Annotated in this window: 12 protein-coding genes; 11 read left to right on the top strand and 1 reads right to left on the bottom strand. The window is 59.5% G+C overall.

Features of this window, described 5'->3' with window-relative positions; translation table 11 throughout:
• Positions 1 to 48: 48 nt before the first annotated feature.
• The 5 genes from ACODS3_RS00975 (at position 49) to tldD (ending at position 8423) form a co-directional block, all read left to right on the top strand.
• Positions 49 to 648, top strand: a complete 600-nt coding sequence (locus tag ACODS3_RS00975) for a Maf family protein (RefSeq protein ID WP_201018784.1) — start codon at positions 49 to 51, stop codon at positions 646 to 648.
• Positions 645 to 2102, top strand: a complete 1458-nt coding sequence (rng, locus tag ACODS3_RS00970; protein ID WP_201005803.1) for a ribonuclease G — start codon at positions 645 to 647, stop codon at positions 2100 to 2102. Before ACODS3_RS00975 ends, rng begins: the two co-directional genes overlap by 4 nt.
• 172 nt (positions 2103 to 2274) lie before the next feature.
• The gene (locus tag ACODS3_RS00965) at positions 2275 to 6090 is read left to right on the top strand and encodes a YhdP family protein (protein ID WP_489032854.1); all 3816 of its coding nucleotides are present in this window, start codon (positions 2275 to 2277) and stop codon (positions 6088 to 6090) included.
• Between the two features lie 45 nt (positions 6091 to 6135).
• Entirely contained in the window at positions 6136 to 6981 is an 846-nt protein-coding gene (locus tag ACODS3_RS00960; protein ID WP_201018786.1) for a carbon-nitrogen hydrolase family protein, read from the top strand.
• Between the two features lie 2 nt (positions 6982 to 6983).
• A complete protein-coding gene (gene tldD, locus ACODS3_RS00955; RefSeq protein WP_304575323.1) occupies positions 6984 to 8423 on the top strand; it encodes a metalloprotease TldD in 1440 nt (479 codons plus the stop codon).
• A 57-nt stretch (positions 8424 to 8480) separates the two neighbouring features.
• Here tldD and yjgA read toward each other — a convergent pair whose 3' ends face one another.
• Positions 8481 to 9002 (bottom strand): ribosome biogenesis factor YjgA, encoded by a 522-nt coding sequence (gene yjgA, locus ACODS3_RS00950; protein WP_117165779.1) that lies wholly within the window; start codon positions 9000 to 9002, stop codon positions 8481 to 8483.
• Positions 9003 to 9109: 107 nt separating this feature from the next.
• Here yjgA and pmbA point away from each other — a divergent pair, with 107 nt between their 5' ends.
• The 6 genes from pmbA to ACODS3_RS00920 all read left to right on the top strand — a co-directional run bounded on the left by pmbA (position 9110) and on the right by ACODS3_RS00920 (position 14413).
• Entirely contained in the window at positions 9110 to 10456 is a 1347-nt protein-coding gene (gene pmbA, locus ACODS3_RS00945) for a metalloprotease PmbA (RefSeq protein WP_489032851.1), read from the top strand.
• Positions 10457 to 10632: 176 nt separating this feature from the next.
• Positions 10633 to 11028, top strand: coding sequence for a FagA protein (locus ACODS3_RS00940; protein WP_489032850.1), 396 nt, complete (start codon positions 10633 to 10635; stop codon positions 11026 to 11028).
• Positions 11021 to 12397: a class II fumarate hydratase gene (locus ACODS3_RS00935; protein ID WP_489032848.1), complete on the top strand. Its 1377-nt coding sequence runs from the start codon at positions 11021 to 11023 to the stop codon at positions 12395 to 12397. The genes ACODS3_RS00940 and ACODS3_RS00935 overlap by 8 nt, the downstream gene beginning before the upstream one ends.
• 24 nt (positions 12398 to 12421) lie before the next feature.
• Entirely contained in the window at positions 12422 to 12883 is a 462-nt protein-coding gene (locus tag ACODS3_RS00930) for a DUF2753 family protein (RefSeq protein WP_201005788.1), read from the top strand.
• Position 12884: 1 nt separating this feature from the next.
• Complete coding sequence (locus tag ACODS3_RS00925) at positions 12885 to 13496, top strand: superoxide dismutase (RefSeq protein ID WP_201005786.1); 612 nt, start codon at positions 12885 to 12887, stop codon at positions 13494 to 13496.
• A gap of 29 nt (positions 13497 to 13525) precedes the next feature.
• On the top strand, positions 13526 to 14413 hold the full coding sequence (locus ACODS3_RS00920) for a ZIP family metal transporter (protein ID WP_201005784.1): 888 nt from the start codon (positions 13526 to 13528) through the stop codon (positions 14411 to 14413).
• The last annotated feature ends 1 nt before the right edge of the window (position 14414 follow it).

The following is a 14414-nucleotide window of genomic DNA, read 5'->3' as shown; positions in this document are numbered from 1 at the left end:
AGACCTGCGTCGTGCTGCGCTCATCGTCACAGACACGGAGATGTCCTTATGCCCTTGCTTTATCTGGCTTCTGGCTCACCGCGCCGCCGTGAACTGCTCACTCAGATCGGTGTGCCTTTCACTGCGCTGAGTGCGCAAATCGACGAAACCCCTCTGATCGATGAAGCCCCGACGGCCTATGTCGAGCGTCTGGCGCTTGGCAAGGCTAAAGCCGGTCTGGCGTTGCTGGACGATGAGGCAGCTTGCGTGTTGGGGGCCGACACCGCCGTAGTGCTCGACGGCCGCATTCTCGGCAAGCCAGTCGATGAGGCCGATGCCTTGGCAATGCTGACCGCGCTGTCCGGGCGTGAGCATCAAGTGCTGACGGCCATTGCGCTGGTCAGTCATCAGCGCAGCGAGGCCCGTGTCGTGGCCAGTCGCGTGCGCTTTCGTCCTGTTCAACCCCTTGAAATCCAGGCCTATTGGGCCAGTGGCGAGCCGCAGGACAAGGCGGGCAGTTATGCTATTCAAGGCCTGGCAGCGATCTTCGTCGAAGAGCTGCATGGCAGCTATTCTGGAGTTGTTGGGCTACCTCTGTGCGAAACCGCAGAACTGCTGGGCAGTTTCGGCATACCCTGTTGGCAATGCCTGGAAGGTGAAAAGCCATGAGTGAAGAGATTCTGATCAATATCACCCCGATGGAGTCGCGGGTGGCAGTGGTGGAAAACGGTGTTCTGCAGGAGGTCCATGTCGAGCGGACCCAGCGTCGGGGCATCGTCGGCAATATCTACAAAGGCAAGGTCGTGCGGGTGTTGCCCGGCATGCAGGCCGCGTTCATCGATATCGGTCTGGATCGCGCCGCTTTCATTCATGCGTCGGAAATTTCCATGCGTGAAGGCCCGGCTGTGGAAACCATCAGCTCTCTGGTCCATGAAGGCCAGAGTCTGGTCGTGCAGGTCACCAAGGACCCGATTGGCAGCAAGGGCGCACGCCTGACGACTCAACTGTCGATTCCGTCGCGTTATCTGGTGTACATGCCACGCACGGCCCATGTGGGCATTTCCCTGAAGATCGAAGACGAGGGCGAGCGCGAACGGCTGAAGAAAGTCGTCAGCGATTGCGTGGCGCTGGAAGGCATCAAGGAGGCGGGCGGTTTTATCCTGCGCACCGCTGCCGAAGGTGCAGGTGCCGACGAGATCCTCATGGACATTCGTTACCTGCGTCGTTTGTGGGACCAGATCGGCGAGCAGATCAAGACCATCAGCCCGCCCAACGTGATTTATGAAGACCTCGGCCTGGCGCTGCGTACCCTGCGCGATCTGGTCAGCCCGCGTATCGAGAAGATTCGCATCGACTCCCGGGAAACCTTCCAGAAAACCACGCAGTTCGTGGCTGAACTGATGCCGGAAATTGCCGATCGCCTGGAGCATTACCCCGGCGAGCGCCCGATCTTTGACCTGTACGGCGTGGAAGACGAAATCCAGAAGGCCCTGGAGCGCAAGGTGCCGCTCAAGTCGGGTGGCTATCTGGTGGTCGATCCGGCCGAGGCAATGAGCACCATCGACGTCAATACCGGTGCGTTCGTCGGCCATCGCAACCTGGAAGAAACCATCTTCAAGACCAACCTGGAAGCTGCGACGGCCATTGCGAGGCAACTGCGCCTGCGCAATCTGGGCGGCATCATCATCATCGACTTCATCGATATGGAGGATGGCGAGCATCAGCGCCAGGTCCTGCGCACTCTGGAAAAACAGCTGGAGCGCGACCATGCCAAGACCAACATCATCGGGATCACCGAGTTGGGGCTGGTGCAGATGACCCGCAAGCGTACCCGTGAAAGCCTGGAGCAAGTGCTGTGCGAGCCTTGCCACTGCTGCCAGGGGCGCGGCAAGCTCAAGACGCCGGAAACCATCTGTTACGAGATTTTCCGCGAAATCCTGCGTGAGGCCCGGGCCTATCAGGCGCTGGGCTATCGTGTATTGGCCAACCAGCGGGTTGTGGACCGGCTGCTCGATGAAGAGTCGGGTAATGTGGCTGAACTGGAGAGCTTTATCGGACGCACCATTCGTTTTCAGGTAGAAACCATGTATTCGCAGGAACAATATGACGTGGTGCTGCTCTGAAGTTGCTCGCTTTGTAAAAGCCTGATGCACAGGCCGGCGAGCCGTAAGCCCTTATAACGAGAATGATGCGTGGTAAATGAGCAAAACCTGTACCGGGCCGCACCTGCACTATTGAGCCAGGTTCATTTCAGCAAGGCTGACTGGCGAACTTTATTGCGGAGGGCCTTCTGATATGGAGCGTCTGTCCCGTTTCTTTTCTGCCCTGACTCGCTGGGGGCTTGGTCTTTGCGCGCTGGCGCTGATTCTGGCTGCCTTGTATGTCAGCCTCGGGCGTCAACTGATGCCGATGGTTGCCGAGTATCGGGTCGATGTCGAAACCCGTGCCAGTGCTGCGCTTGGCATGCCGTTGAGCGTCGGGAGTCTGGAAGGAAGCTGGAGCGGTTTTTCTCCGGTGCTGGTTGCTCGTGATGTGATGGTTGGCGAGGGCGCCAGTGCCTTGCGTCTGGATCAGGTCAAGGTCTTGCCCGATATCTGGGGCAGCCTGAAATCCCGGGGTGTGCGTATCGCGCATCTTGAGGTCGGCGGCCTGCAGGTCATTCTCAAGCAGGACAAGGACGGTGCCTGGGCAGTCCAGGGCTTGCCGGTGCAGGACAACGCGCCACTCGATCCCGAAAAAATGCTCAACCAGATGCAGATCGTGTCGCGCCTGTCGTTGCTCGACAGTCAGGTGACACTGCAACCTTTCAATGAGTCGCCGCTGACCCTCACCTATGTCAGCTTCAGCCTGATGACCGGCAGTTATCATCAGCGTCTTGATGCGCGCATGACCCTGCCGGACGGCCAGCCGCTGAGTTTGAACCTGCGCTCGCGTATCCAGGCCAGCCAGTGGAAGGACGGCGAAGCCGACCTGTATCTGAGCCTGCCACAGAGCGACTGGGCCAAATGGCTGCCCAAGGCTCTGACTCGTGAATGGAAGGTTTCCACGCTCAAGGCGGGTGGCGAGTTCTGGTTGACTTGGGGCAAGGGCACGGTCCAGAGCGCTGTCGCACGACTCAATGCGCCGCAGGTCAAGACGGGATACGCCGAGCGCAAGCCTGCGACTGTCGACAATCTGGCCCTCAATGCCTGGTTCCAGCGCAGCGAGACGGGCTTCGATCTGACTCTGGATTCGCTGGCCATGAGCCTGGGCAAGGATCGCTGGGAAAGTCGTCTGAAACTGACCCGGACGGCTGCCACATCTGATCGCGAAGAGCTTTGGCATGTTCAGGCCGACAAGCTGGACCTGACGCCCGTCACGCCGCTGCTCGACTCCGTTGCGCCACTTCCAGAAGGTTTCAGGACGGTACTCAACAACCTCAAGGCGACTGGCGGCCTGCGCAATGTTCTGCTCGATTACCGGCCTCAGGAAACGGGCGACAAGCGTCTGAGCTTTGCCGCCAATCTGGACAAGGTGGGTTTCAACGCTTACCACGGCGCTCCGGCAGCCGGAAACGTCAGTGGCGCCATCAGTGGTGATCTGGGGCAGGGTGAACTGCGTCTGGCCACCGATGACTTCATGTTGCATCTGGACCCGATCTTCAAGAATCCCTGGCACTACCTCAAGGCCAATGCTCGTCTGACCTGGAAGCTGGATGATCAGGGCTTCACCCTGATTGCTCCTTACATCAAGGTCCTGGGCGAAGAAGGCAAGATTGCGGCTGACTTCCTGATCCGCCTGCACTTCAACAATGATCAGGAAGATTACATGGACCTGCGGGTCGGCATGGTCGATGGCGACGGTCGCTATACCGGCAAGTACCTGCCTGCCGTATTGAGCCCGGAGCTGGATAAATGGCTGCGCACTGCGGTTGTCGGGGGAGCGGTCAATCAGGGTTTCTTCCAGTATCAGGGGTCGCTGAACAAGAACTCGCCGGATACCGCCCGGGTCATCAGCCTGTTTTTCGATGTGCATGACGCCACGCTGGCATTCCAGCCGGGCTGGCCATCGCTCAAGGGCGTGGATGGCAAGGTGTATGTCGAAAACAGCGGCGTGCGTGTCAAGGCCAGCAAAGGACAATTGCTCGATACTCAAGTCAGCAATGTGCTGGTGAATATTCCCCATGTCCCGGCCGGGCAGCCAAGCCATCTGTTGGTGGATGGCGAGTTTGCCGGCACTGTGGCCGATGGGATGAAGATTCTTCAGGAGGCGCCCATCGGCACCGGCAGTACATTTGCAGGCTGGCAGGGCGAAGGGCCGCTCAAGGGCAAGTTGAAACTGGATATTCCGCTGGCCAAGGAAGGTGAGCCGAAGGTCGCCGTGGATTTCAGTACCGAGGGCGCGCGCTTGAAGATCGCCGATCCGGTGCTGGAGCTTACCCAGCTCAAAGGTGATTTCCGCTTCGACAGTGCCAAGGGCGTCAGCGGCAAGGGGATTCGTGCCCAGGCCTTCGATCGTCCGGTGACGGCGGAGGTCGTTGCAGAAGGCAAGCCGGGCGCCAACGTGACCCGTGTCGTTGCCAGCGGGCAGATCACGCTGAAAAAACTGACCGAATGGCTGGGGATCAGCCAGCCGTTGCCTGTATCGGGCGATTTACCTTATCAACTGCAACTGACCCTCAATGAGGGCGATAGCTCTTTGCTCATCAACTCCGGGCTCAAAGGTGTGGCGGTCGATCTGCCGGCTCCCTTCGGCAAGGCCAGTGAAGAAGAGCGTGCCAGTGAGTTCCGCATGACACTTCAGGGCGCCGAGCGGCGTTTCGGGGCGTCCTATGGCGGGCTGGCGAATCTGGCTTTTGCCGCTCCAGGCGGCAAGTTGGCAGACGGACGAGGTGAGTTGTTTCTGGGGCAGGGGAGCGCCATCGTTCCCGATGCCAAGGGCTTGCGCCTGCGTGGCAACCTGTCTGAGCTGGATGTCGCGCCCTGGCAGGCCATTGCTCAGCGTTATTCGGGCAACGATCCGGGCGGTAGTGCCAGGCAGTTGCTCAGTGGTGTGGACTTGCAGGTCGGCAAGCTGACTGCAATGGGCATGACGCTGGATCAGGTTCGTGTGCAGTTGCAGCGTAATGCGAGCGTATGGGCGCTTTCGCTGGACAGCGGGCTGGTCAAGGGCTCGGCCACGCTGCCGGATAGCAAGGCCGTTCCGATTGGTATTGACCTGCTGTATGTACGCTTGCCTGCTCCCGATCCGAACGCTGCCGTGGTCGAAAATCCGCCCGACCCACTGGCTGATGTCGACCCGAGCAAGATCCCGGCGACGGATATCAAGATTGCCCAGCTGTATCAGGGCGAGCAATTGCTGGGAAGCTGGGCCTTGAAGATCAGGCCTTCGGCAACCGGGATTCGCTTGTCCGACATGAACCTGGAACTCAAGGGGCTGTTGCTGAAGGGCGATGGCAGTTGGGAGGGCGCGCCGGGAGCGAGCAGCAGTTGGTTCAAAGGTCAGCTCAGTGGCAAGAATCTGGCTGACGTCCTGAAAGCCTGGGGTTTTGCACCCACGGTCACCAGTGAAAGTTTCGAGATGGACGCCGATGGGCGCTGGCCGGGCTCGCCTGCCTGGGTCGGGCTCAAGCGTTTCTCTGGCAGCCTCGATGCCACGCTGCGCCAGGGGCAGTTCGTGGAAGTGGAGGGTGGTGCGCAGGCCTTGCGGGTCTTCGGTCTGCTGAACTTCAACTCGATCGGCCGTCGCCTGCGGCTGGACTTCTCCGACCTGCTGGGCAAAGGCCTGAGTTACGACCGGGTCAAAGGGCTGCTGGTGGCCAGTGATGGTGTTTATGTCACACGCAACCCCATTACCTTGACCGGCCCGTCGAGCAACCTTGAGCTCAACGGTACGCTGGATATGGTGCGTGACCGCGTCGATGCCAAACTGCTGGTCACCCTGCCGGTCACCAATAATCTGCCGATTGCCGCGCTGATTGTCGGTGCCCCGGCCATTGGTGGCGCGCTGTTTCTGGTAGACAAGTTATTGGGTGATCGCGTTGCGCGTTTTGCCAGCGTGCAGTACAAGGTCGAAGGGCCATGGAAAGAGCCGAAGATCACGTTCGACAAGCCTTTTGAAAAACCTCAATAGCGCGTCATGGAGTACAGTGACGACAGGCCATGTAAGGGAAGTGCCATGTCTTTTGCCGTGATTCAGATGGTCAGCCAGAGCGACGTTCTCGGCAATCTTGCCCAGGCTCGCAGGCTGCTGGAGCAAGCTGCCGAGAGCGGGGCGCGCCTTGCGGTGTTGCCCGAGAACTTTGCCGCCATGGGGCGTCGTGACGTTGCCGATATTGGTCGCGCCGAGGCCCGTGGGCAAGGTCCGATCCTGCCGTGGTTGAAACTGGCTGCCCGTGACCTCAAGTTATGGATTGTTGCCGGAACATTGCCATTGCCGCCCAATGATCGGCCCGATGGCAAGGTCACGGCCTGTTCGTTGCTGGTGGACGAGCAGGGCGAGCAGGTCGCTCGCTATGACAAGCTGCATTTGTTCGATGTCGACGTCGCTGATAATCGCGGTCGCTATCGTGAATCGGATGACTATGCTCATGGGAACAATGTGGTTGTTGCCGACACACCCGTAGGCCGATTGGGCTTGAGTGTCTGTTACGACCTGCGTTTCCCGGAGCTTTACACCGCCCTGCGCGAAGCCGGGGCTGAATTGATTACCGCGCCGTCGGCCTTCACGGCAGTGACCGGCGCGGCGCATTGGGAGGTTCTGGTCAGGGCGCGTGCCATCGAAACCCAGTGTTATCTGCTGGCGGCCGCGCAAGGCGGAATTCATCCGGGGCCTCGCGAAACCTACGGGCACGCGGCTATCGTCGATCCATGGGGTCGTGTGCTGGGCCGGCAGGAACAGGGTGAAGCTGTGCTGCTGGCCGAACGAGACAGTGAAGAACAGGCGTCCATACGGGCGCGGATGCCGGTGTCCAGTCACCGGCGCTTTATTTCGCAGGACGCCGTGCGGCCTGCTTCGGAGTGAATATGAGTGGCTTGTCCTCTGTCAGCGAACATCTTCTGGCGCCCGGTGGCTTGACTCTGGACAGCCTGCAATCGGTTCTGGGCGAGCTGGCCGGGCCTGGAATCGATGCGGCTGACCTTTATTTTCAGGGGATGATCTCGGAGTCCTGGTCTCTGGAGGACGGCATCGTCAAGGAAGGCAGCTTCAACCTCGATCAGGGGGTTGGCGTGCGTGCGCAATCGGGTGAGAAAACCGGTTTTGCCTACAGCAATGCAATCACGCTGGAAGCCTTGAACACTGCGGCCCGTGCCGCTCGCTCCATTTCCCGTGCGGGCCAGAATGGCCGGGTTCAGGCATTCACCTCCCAGGATGTGACCCAGTTGTATGCACCGGATAACCCGCTCGAAGTGCTGACCCGTGCCGAGAAGGTCGAACTGCTCAAGAGCGTCGACGTTGCTACCCGCGCTCTGGACCCGCGTATCCAGAAGGTTTCGGTGAGCATGTCCGGGGTCTGGGAGCGCATTCTGGTGGCTGCCGCCGACGGCACGCTGGCCTCCGATGTCCGGCCGCTGGTGCGTTTCAATGTCAGCGTCATCGTCGAGCAGAACGGTCGCCGCGAGCGCGGCGGTCATGGCGGCGGCGGGCGTACCGACTACCGTTATTTCCTATCTGAAGACCGTGCCATGGGCTATGCCCGTGAAGCGTTGCGTCAGGCGCTGGTGAACCTTGAAGCGATTCCGGCGCCAGCGGGCACCTTGCCTGTGGTGCTGGGTTCCGGCTGGTCCGGTGTATTGCTGCACGAAGCGGTCGGGCATGGCCTGGAAGGCGACTTCAACCGCAAGGGCAGTTCGGCCTACAGCGGTCGGATCGGTGAAAGGGTTGCTTCCAGCCTTTGCACCATCGTCGATGACGGTACGCTGGCCGGGCGTCGCGGCTCGCTGAGCGTGGACGACGAAGGTACCCCGACCGAATGCACGACCCTGATCGAGAACGGGGTTCTCAAGGGTTACATGCAGGACAAGCTCAATGCGCGCCTGATGGGTGTGGGCCGCACGGGCAACGGTCGTCGTGAGTCCTATGCACATCTGCCGATGCCACGGATGACCAACACCTACATGCTGGGTGGCGAGAGTGATCCGCAGGAAATCATCGCGTCGGTGAAGAAGGGTATTTATTGCGCCAACCTGGGCGGTGGTCAGGTCGACATCACCAGCGGCAAGTTCGTGTTCTCCACCAGCGAAGCCTATCTGATCGAAGACGGCAAGATCACTGCGCCGGTCAAGGGCGCGACCCTGATCGGCAACGGCCCGGAAGCCATGAGCCGGGTGTCGATGGTCGGTAACGATCTGTCGCTCGACAGCGGTGTGGGCGTGTGTGGCAAGGATGGACAGTCGGTGCCGGTAGGCGTCGGTCAGCCAACCCTGAAGATTGATGCAATCACTGTGGGTGGCACAGGCGGTTGAGGGTGAGCGGGGCTGGCCGCTTGCGATCAGCCCCGGTCGTTCGTGACTCTGTCGTGATCAACGCAGACCGCGTTGAATCTCGTCCAGATCACGGATGTATTTGAAGATTTTGCGGCTGGTGGCCGGCGGTTTGTTGCGTGCAACTTCGTGTTGAGCCTGACGGATCAACGAGCGCAGTTGCTGGCGGTCAGCATCCGGGTAATCGATGACGAACTTTTCCAGATCGCCGTCATTGCCCGATATCAAGCGATCACGCCAGCGCTCCAGAGCGTGGAAGCGTTCGTTGTACTGGCGAGTGGAGGCATCGAGTTGGTCCAGCAATTCCAGAATGGCTTCCTGGTCCTGATCGCGCATCAGCTTGCCAATGAACTGAATGTGGCGCTTGCGGGCAATGTGCGCCGTGTGTTTGGGCGCATCTGCCAGAGCCTTGCGCAAGGCGTCGGTCAGAGGCAGCTTTGCCAGCACATCGGGCTTGAATGTCGTCAGTCGCTCGCCAAGATCAACCAGAGCATGCAGCTCGCGTTTTACCTGGCTTTTGCTTTTCTCCCCGTCGAGGGAGTCGTCGTAAGAATCAACCATGGGGGCCGTCCGCAAATAAACGCCGCCATGATAACCAGTCGAGGGCCGCTTGTCCGGCCCGGTCGGTATTCGGCGTGTGCCGAAAGCAGAATTTGATGGAGAAAATCATGAGTGCAACCCAAAGCGTCGGCCCTCAGGCCTTGCCCGAGCTGCAGGAACAGGTCGAGCAGATCATTGCCGAAGCCAGGCGTCAGGGCGCCAGCGCCTGCGAAGTTGCCGTGTCGCTGGAGCAGGGGCTGTCGACATCCGTTCGTCAGCGTGAAGTGGAAACCGTGGAGTTCAACCGCGATCAAGGCTTTGGCATCACCTTGTACGTGGGGCAGCGCAAAGGCTCGGCCAGCACTTCGGCCAGTGGCGCAGATGCCATCCGCGAAACCGTTGCCGCAGCATTGGCGATTGCCAAGCATACCTCCGAGGACGAAAGCTCCGGTCTTGCCGATGCTGCACTGATGGCCAAGGAAGACAAGGATTTCGATCTGTTCCATGCCTGGGACATCACCCCAGAGCAAGCCATTGAACAGGCCCTGATCTGCGAAGCGGCAGCCTTCGACGCCGACAGCCGGATCAAGAACGCCGATGGCACCACGCTCAATACTCACCAGGGCTGCCGTGTCTATGGCAACAGCAACGGCTTTATCGGTGGTTATGCCTCGACTCGCCACAGTCTCAGTTGCGTGATGATCGCCGAAGGCGAAGGCCAGATGCAGCGTGATTACTGGTATGACGTCAATCGTATCGGCTCCTTGCTGGCCGATGCCCAGAGCATCGGTCGCAAGGCTGCGCAACGTGCCGCCAGTCGCCTGGGCGCACGTCCTGTTCCGACCTGCGAAGTTCCAGTGCTGTTCTCCGCTGAAATGGCGGGTGGGTTGTTCGGCAGTCTTCTGTCGGCGATTGCCGGTGGCAATCTGTATCGCAAGTCCTCCTTCCTTGAAGGCACGCTGGGTGAGCGCCTGTTCCCTGAGTGGCTGACCATCGATGAGCGTCCACACCTGCTGCGTGCCATGGGCAGCTCTGCTTTTGATGGTGATGGTCTGGCGACTTATGCCAAGCCGTTCGTGGAAAACGGCACGCTGGTTTCCTATGTCCTGAGCACCTATTCGGGCCGAAAACTGGGTCTGCCCAGCACGGCGAACGCTGGTGGCGTGCATAACCTGTTCGTCACCCACGGCACTGAAGACCAGGCCGCGCTGATCCGGCGCATGGGGCGTGGCCTGTTGGTGACCGAATTGATGGGCAGCGGCCTGAACATCGTGACTGGCGATTATTCGCGTGGTGCGGCGGGTTTCTGGATCGAGAACGGCGAGATCCAGTTCCCGGTTCAGGAAGTGACCATTGCCGGCAATATGCGCGACATGTTCAAGCAGATTGTCGCGATTGGCAGCGATCTTGAGTTGCGCAGCAATATTCGCACAGGCTCGGTACTGATCGAGCGCATGACTGTAGCGGGTAGCTAAAACGCCTCTTCGCGAATGAATCCGCTCCTACACCCGTAGGAGCGGATTCATTCGCGAAAAACCATCCCAATTCTTCCTTTCATACCCTCATCTTTTAGACCCTCTCCAACTCCGCACTTGTTTTGATTCTTAATCTCATTCAATAATGAATATCATTTCTAAAATGAGATGCGGTCATGGGGTCTGTGTTGCACGAGCTGCCTTATCTGGAAAACTGGCGCGGGCTGAGTCTGCGGATTCGCTGTGCCCTTGAGCCTGACGAACAGCGCCTCATCGATCATTACCTGGCTGAAGGGCGCTATCTGGCGCGTTTCACGGCTACGCCCCAGACGCTTATCGCCGAAACCACATTCCGCCTGTTGATGGACACCGCACGCGACACCGTCTTGCCGTGGCATTGGCGCTGCCTGTGTCTGGATCAGGCATGGCGGCCATTGCGCGATGTGAAAGCGCTGGCCTCCACTCCCGCACGCAAGCAGCGCTGGGAAGTCTACGTGCATCAACTGGCTTCCTGCGTTTTGCAGCCTTCGATTTCTCTCTCTGAACTGGTGCAAGGACATTCCGATGAGTAATACCCGTATCGAACGCGACAGCATGGGCGAACTGCAAGTCCCGGCCGAGGCCTTGTATGGCGCACAGACTCAGCGTGCGGTGGATAACTTTCCGATCAGCCAGCAGCGTATGCCCAAGCAATTCATTCGGGCCTTGCTGCTGGCCAAGGCGGCTGCAGCCCAGGCGAATCTTGAGCTGGAGCAGATCAGCGAAGGGCAGAGCAAAGCCATCGTCAGCGCCGTGAAGGAACTGCTGGCGGGTGATTTCATGACTCACTTCCCGGTGGATATCTACCAGACCGGCTCCGGCACCAGCACCAACATGAATGCCAACGAGGTGATTTCGACTCTCGCCACACGTGTGCTGGGTGAAACGGTCAACGCGAACGATCACGTCAACTGCGGCCAGAGCAGCAATGACATCATCCCGACCACCATTCACGTCAGCGCTGCCCTGGCATTGCATGAGCAATTGCTGCCAGCCTTGAATCATCTGGTGCAGGTCACTGAGCACAAGGCTGTGCAGGTGCATGCCTTCGTCAAGACTGGCCGTACCCATTTGATGGATGCGATGCCGGTTCGCCTGAGCCAGGTCCTCAATGGTTGGGCTCAGCAGATCCGCGCCAACATCGAACACCTGCAAGGTCTGCAACCGAGCCTGCAGGCCTTGGCTCAAGGCGGTACTGCAGTCGGAACCGGCATCAACGCGCATCCTGAATTCGCAAAGCGTTTCAGCACGCACCTGAGCGCTTTGAGTGGCGTGCAGTTCGAGCCCGGCAAGGATCTTTTTGCCCTGATCGGTTCCCAGGACACCGCCGTGGCGGTTTCCGGGCAGCTCAAGGCAACAGCTGTTTCCCTGATGAAAATCGCCAATGACCTGCGCTGGATGAACTCCGGCCCGCTGGCCGGCCTGGGTGAGATCGAGCTGCAAGCCTTGCAGCCTGGCTCGTCGATCATGCCGGGCAAGGTCAATCCGGTGATCCCGGAAGCGACTGCCATGGTTGCGGCGCAGGTCATCGGCAACGATGCGGCGATTACCGTGGCAGGGCAGTCCGGCAACTTCGAGCTGAATGTGATGCTGCCGATCATTGCCCAGAACCTGCTCAGCAGCATCGAGTTGCTGGCCAATTCCAGCCGCCTGCTGGCTGACAAGGCGATTGCCAGCTTCAAGGTCAACGAAGCCAAGCTCAAGGAAGCGTTGTCACGCAACCCGATCCTGGTGACTGCGCTCAATCCGATCATCGGTTACCAGAAGGCCGCCGAGATCGCCAAGAAGGCGTATCAGCAAGGGCGTCCGATCATCGATGTCGCCCTTGAACACACCGATTTGCAGCGCAGTCAGCTTGAAGTGCTGCTCAATCCCGAAAAACTCACTGCTGGCGGCATCTGATTCAAGCCCGCCTGGAGGTATGTCATGCAGCATTGGAAACGCACCATCGAACTGGCCAATCGCTGTTTCAATCAGGGTGAGTGGGTCGAGGCCCGCGAGCTTTACCTTCAGGCGCTGGCTTTGGCTCAAGTGCTGTTTGAGCGCTGGCCGGATGCCGATGAAGCGGTAGCGGCCTGTGTCATTTCCCATCACAACCTGGCCGATCTGCATTTGAGCCTGGGGCAGCCGGAAGAGAGCGCCGAGTACCTGTGCTCGATTCACCAGCATCTGCTGCAAACCATGCAGGAGCCGCGTCTGCCCAAGGCCTTGCGCGAGGCCGCGCTGCGCCACAGCAACAAGACCTATGCCGAACTGTTGGGCTTCATCGGAGAACACGGCGAATACCCAAGGACGCATAGATTGCTGAACAGCAACGGCGAGCATACGCGCTCATCGTTGCAGCGAGATTCAGCCGCCACTCCTGGCCTTTTCTACGGAGCACATTGATATGCCTTATACCTTGCCTGCACTGCCTTATGCCTACGACGCCCTGGAACCGCACATCGATGCGCAAACCATGGAAATTCACTACACCAAGCACCACCAGACCTACATCAACAACCTCAACGCCGCTGTCGAGGGCACCGAGTTCGCTGAGTGGCCAATCGAGAAACTGGTCGCCAGCGTCCAGCAATTGCCTGAAAAACTGCGCCCGGCGGTTATCAATCAGGGTGGCGGTCATGCCAACCACTCACTGTTCTGGACCGTGATGGTTCCAGGTGGCGGCGGTCTTCCTCAAGGCGAGGTTGCCAAGGCTATCGATGAGCAACTGGGCGGTTTCGACAGCTTCAAGGACGCTTTCACCAAGGCTGCGCTGACCCGTTTCGGCAGTGGCTGGGCCTGGCTGAGCGTGACGCCCGAGAAAAAACTCGTGGTCGAAAGCAGCGGTAACCAGGACAGCCCGCTGATGAATGGCAATACGCCGATTCTGGGTCTGGACGTGTGGGAGCACGCTTACTACCTGCTGTACCAGAACCGTCGTCCTGAATACATCAATGCGTTTTACAACGTGATCAATTGGGATGAGGTGTCCCGGCGCTACCAGGCCGCTCTGGCCTGATTTTTCAATAAAAAGACCTAAGGCAGTTTATGCGTTCGGAAATACTCACGATCAGCAGTGTGCGGTTGTTTCGTCTGGCAATCGGGACAGTGCTGCTGTTGGCCGGTATGGCATTACTGGTCGCGCAGGGACTGGCCTGGCTCAACCTGGAACCACGCTTGATGCGGGCGCTGGAGGGTGGCGCCATTTGTGCATTGGGCACGGCTCTGGGGGCTGTTCCGGTGCTGGTGATTCGCAACATGCCCATCATGGTGTCCGATGGATTACTCGGTTTTGGTGCTGGCGTCATGCTGGCGGCGACTGCGTTTTCCTTGATCGTGCCAGGGCTTGAGGCTGCCGAAGGTCTTGGCTTTTCTGCCTGGGGAGCGGGCGCCCTGATCAGTGCGGGTATCGCCGTTGGTGCGTTGTGCCTGTTCATGGTCGACTACAGCGTCTCCAGAGGTTCACCGCTGGGCGGTACTGCCGAGCATCCGGCAATCGCCCCGCGAATCTGGCTATTCGTGATTGCGATAGTGGCTCACAACATCCCGGAAGGCATGGCGATTGGCGTTTCGGCGGGCGGTGGTCTCTCGGAGGCCGACAGCCTGGCCATCGGCATTGCCTTGCAGGACGTACCCGAAGGGCTGGTTATCGCGATGGTGCTGGCCGGAGCGGGAATGTCGCGGGGCAAGGCGTTCCTGATTGGTGCGGCCTCTGGTCTTGTCGAACCGCTTTTTGCCTTGCTCGGTGCATGGCTGGTGGGCATTGCCGAGCAACTGCTCCCATTCGGCCTGGCCTTGGCGGCTGGCGCAATGCTGCTGGTGGTGACCCATGAAATCATCCCGGAGTCACGCCTGAACGGGCATAACAAGATCGCCAGTCTGGGATTGATTGCGGGTTTTTGTTTAATGATGGTGATGGATACGGCGCTGGTTTGAA

This window comes from Pseudomonas sp. FG43, from assembly GCF_057809175.1.
The sequence above is the reverse complement of the archived record's forward strand: the minus strand, read 5'-3'. Positions and strand labels throughout refer to the sequence as shown.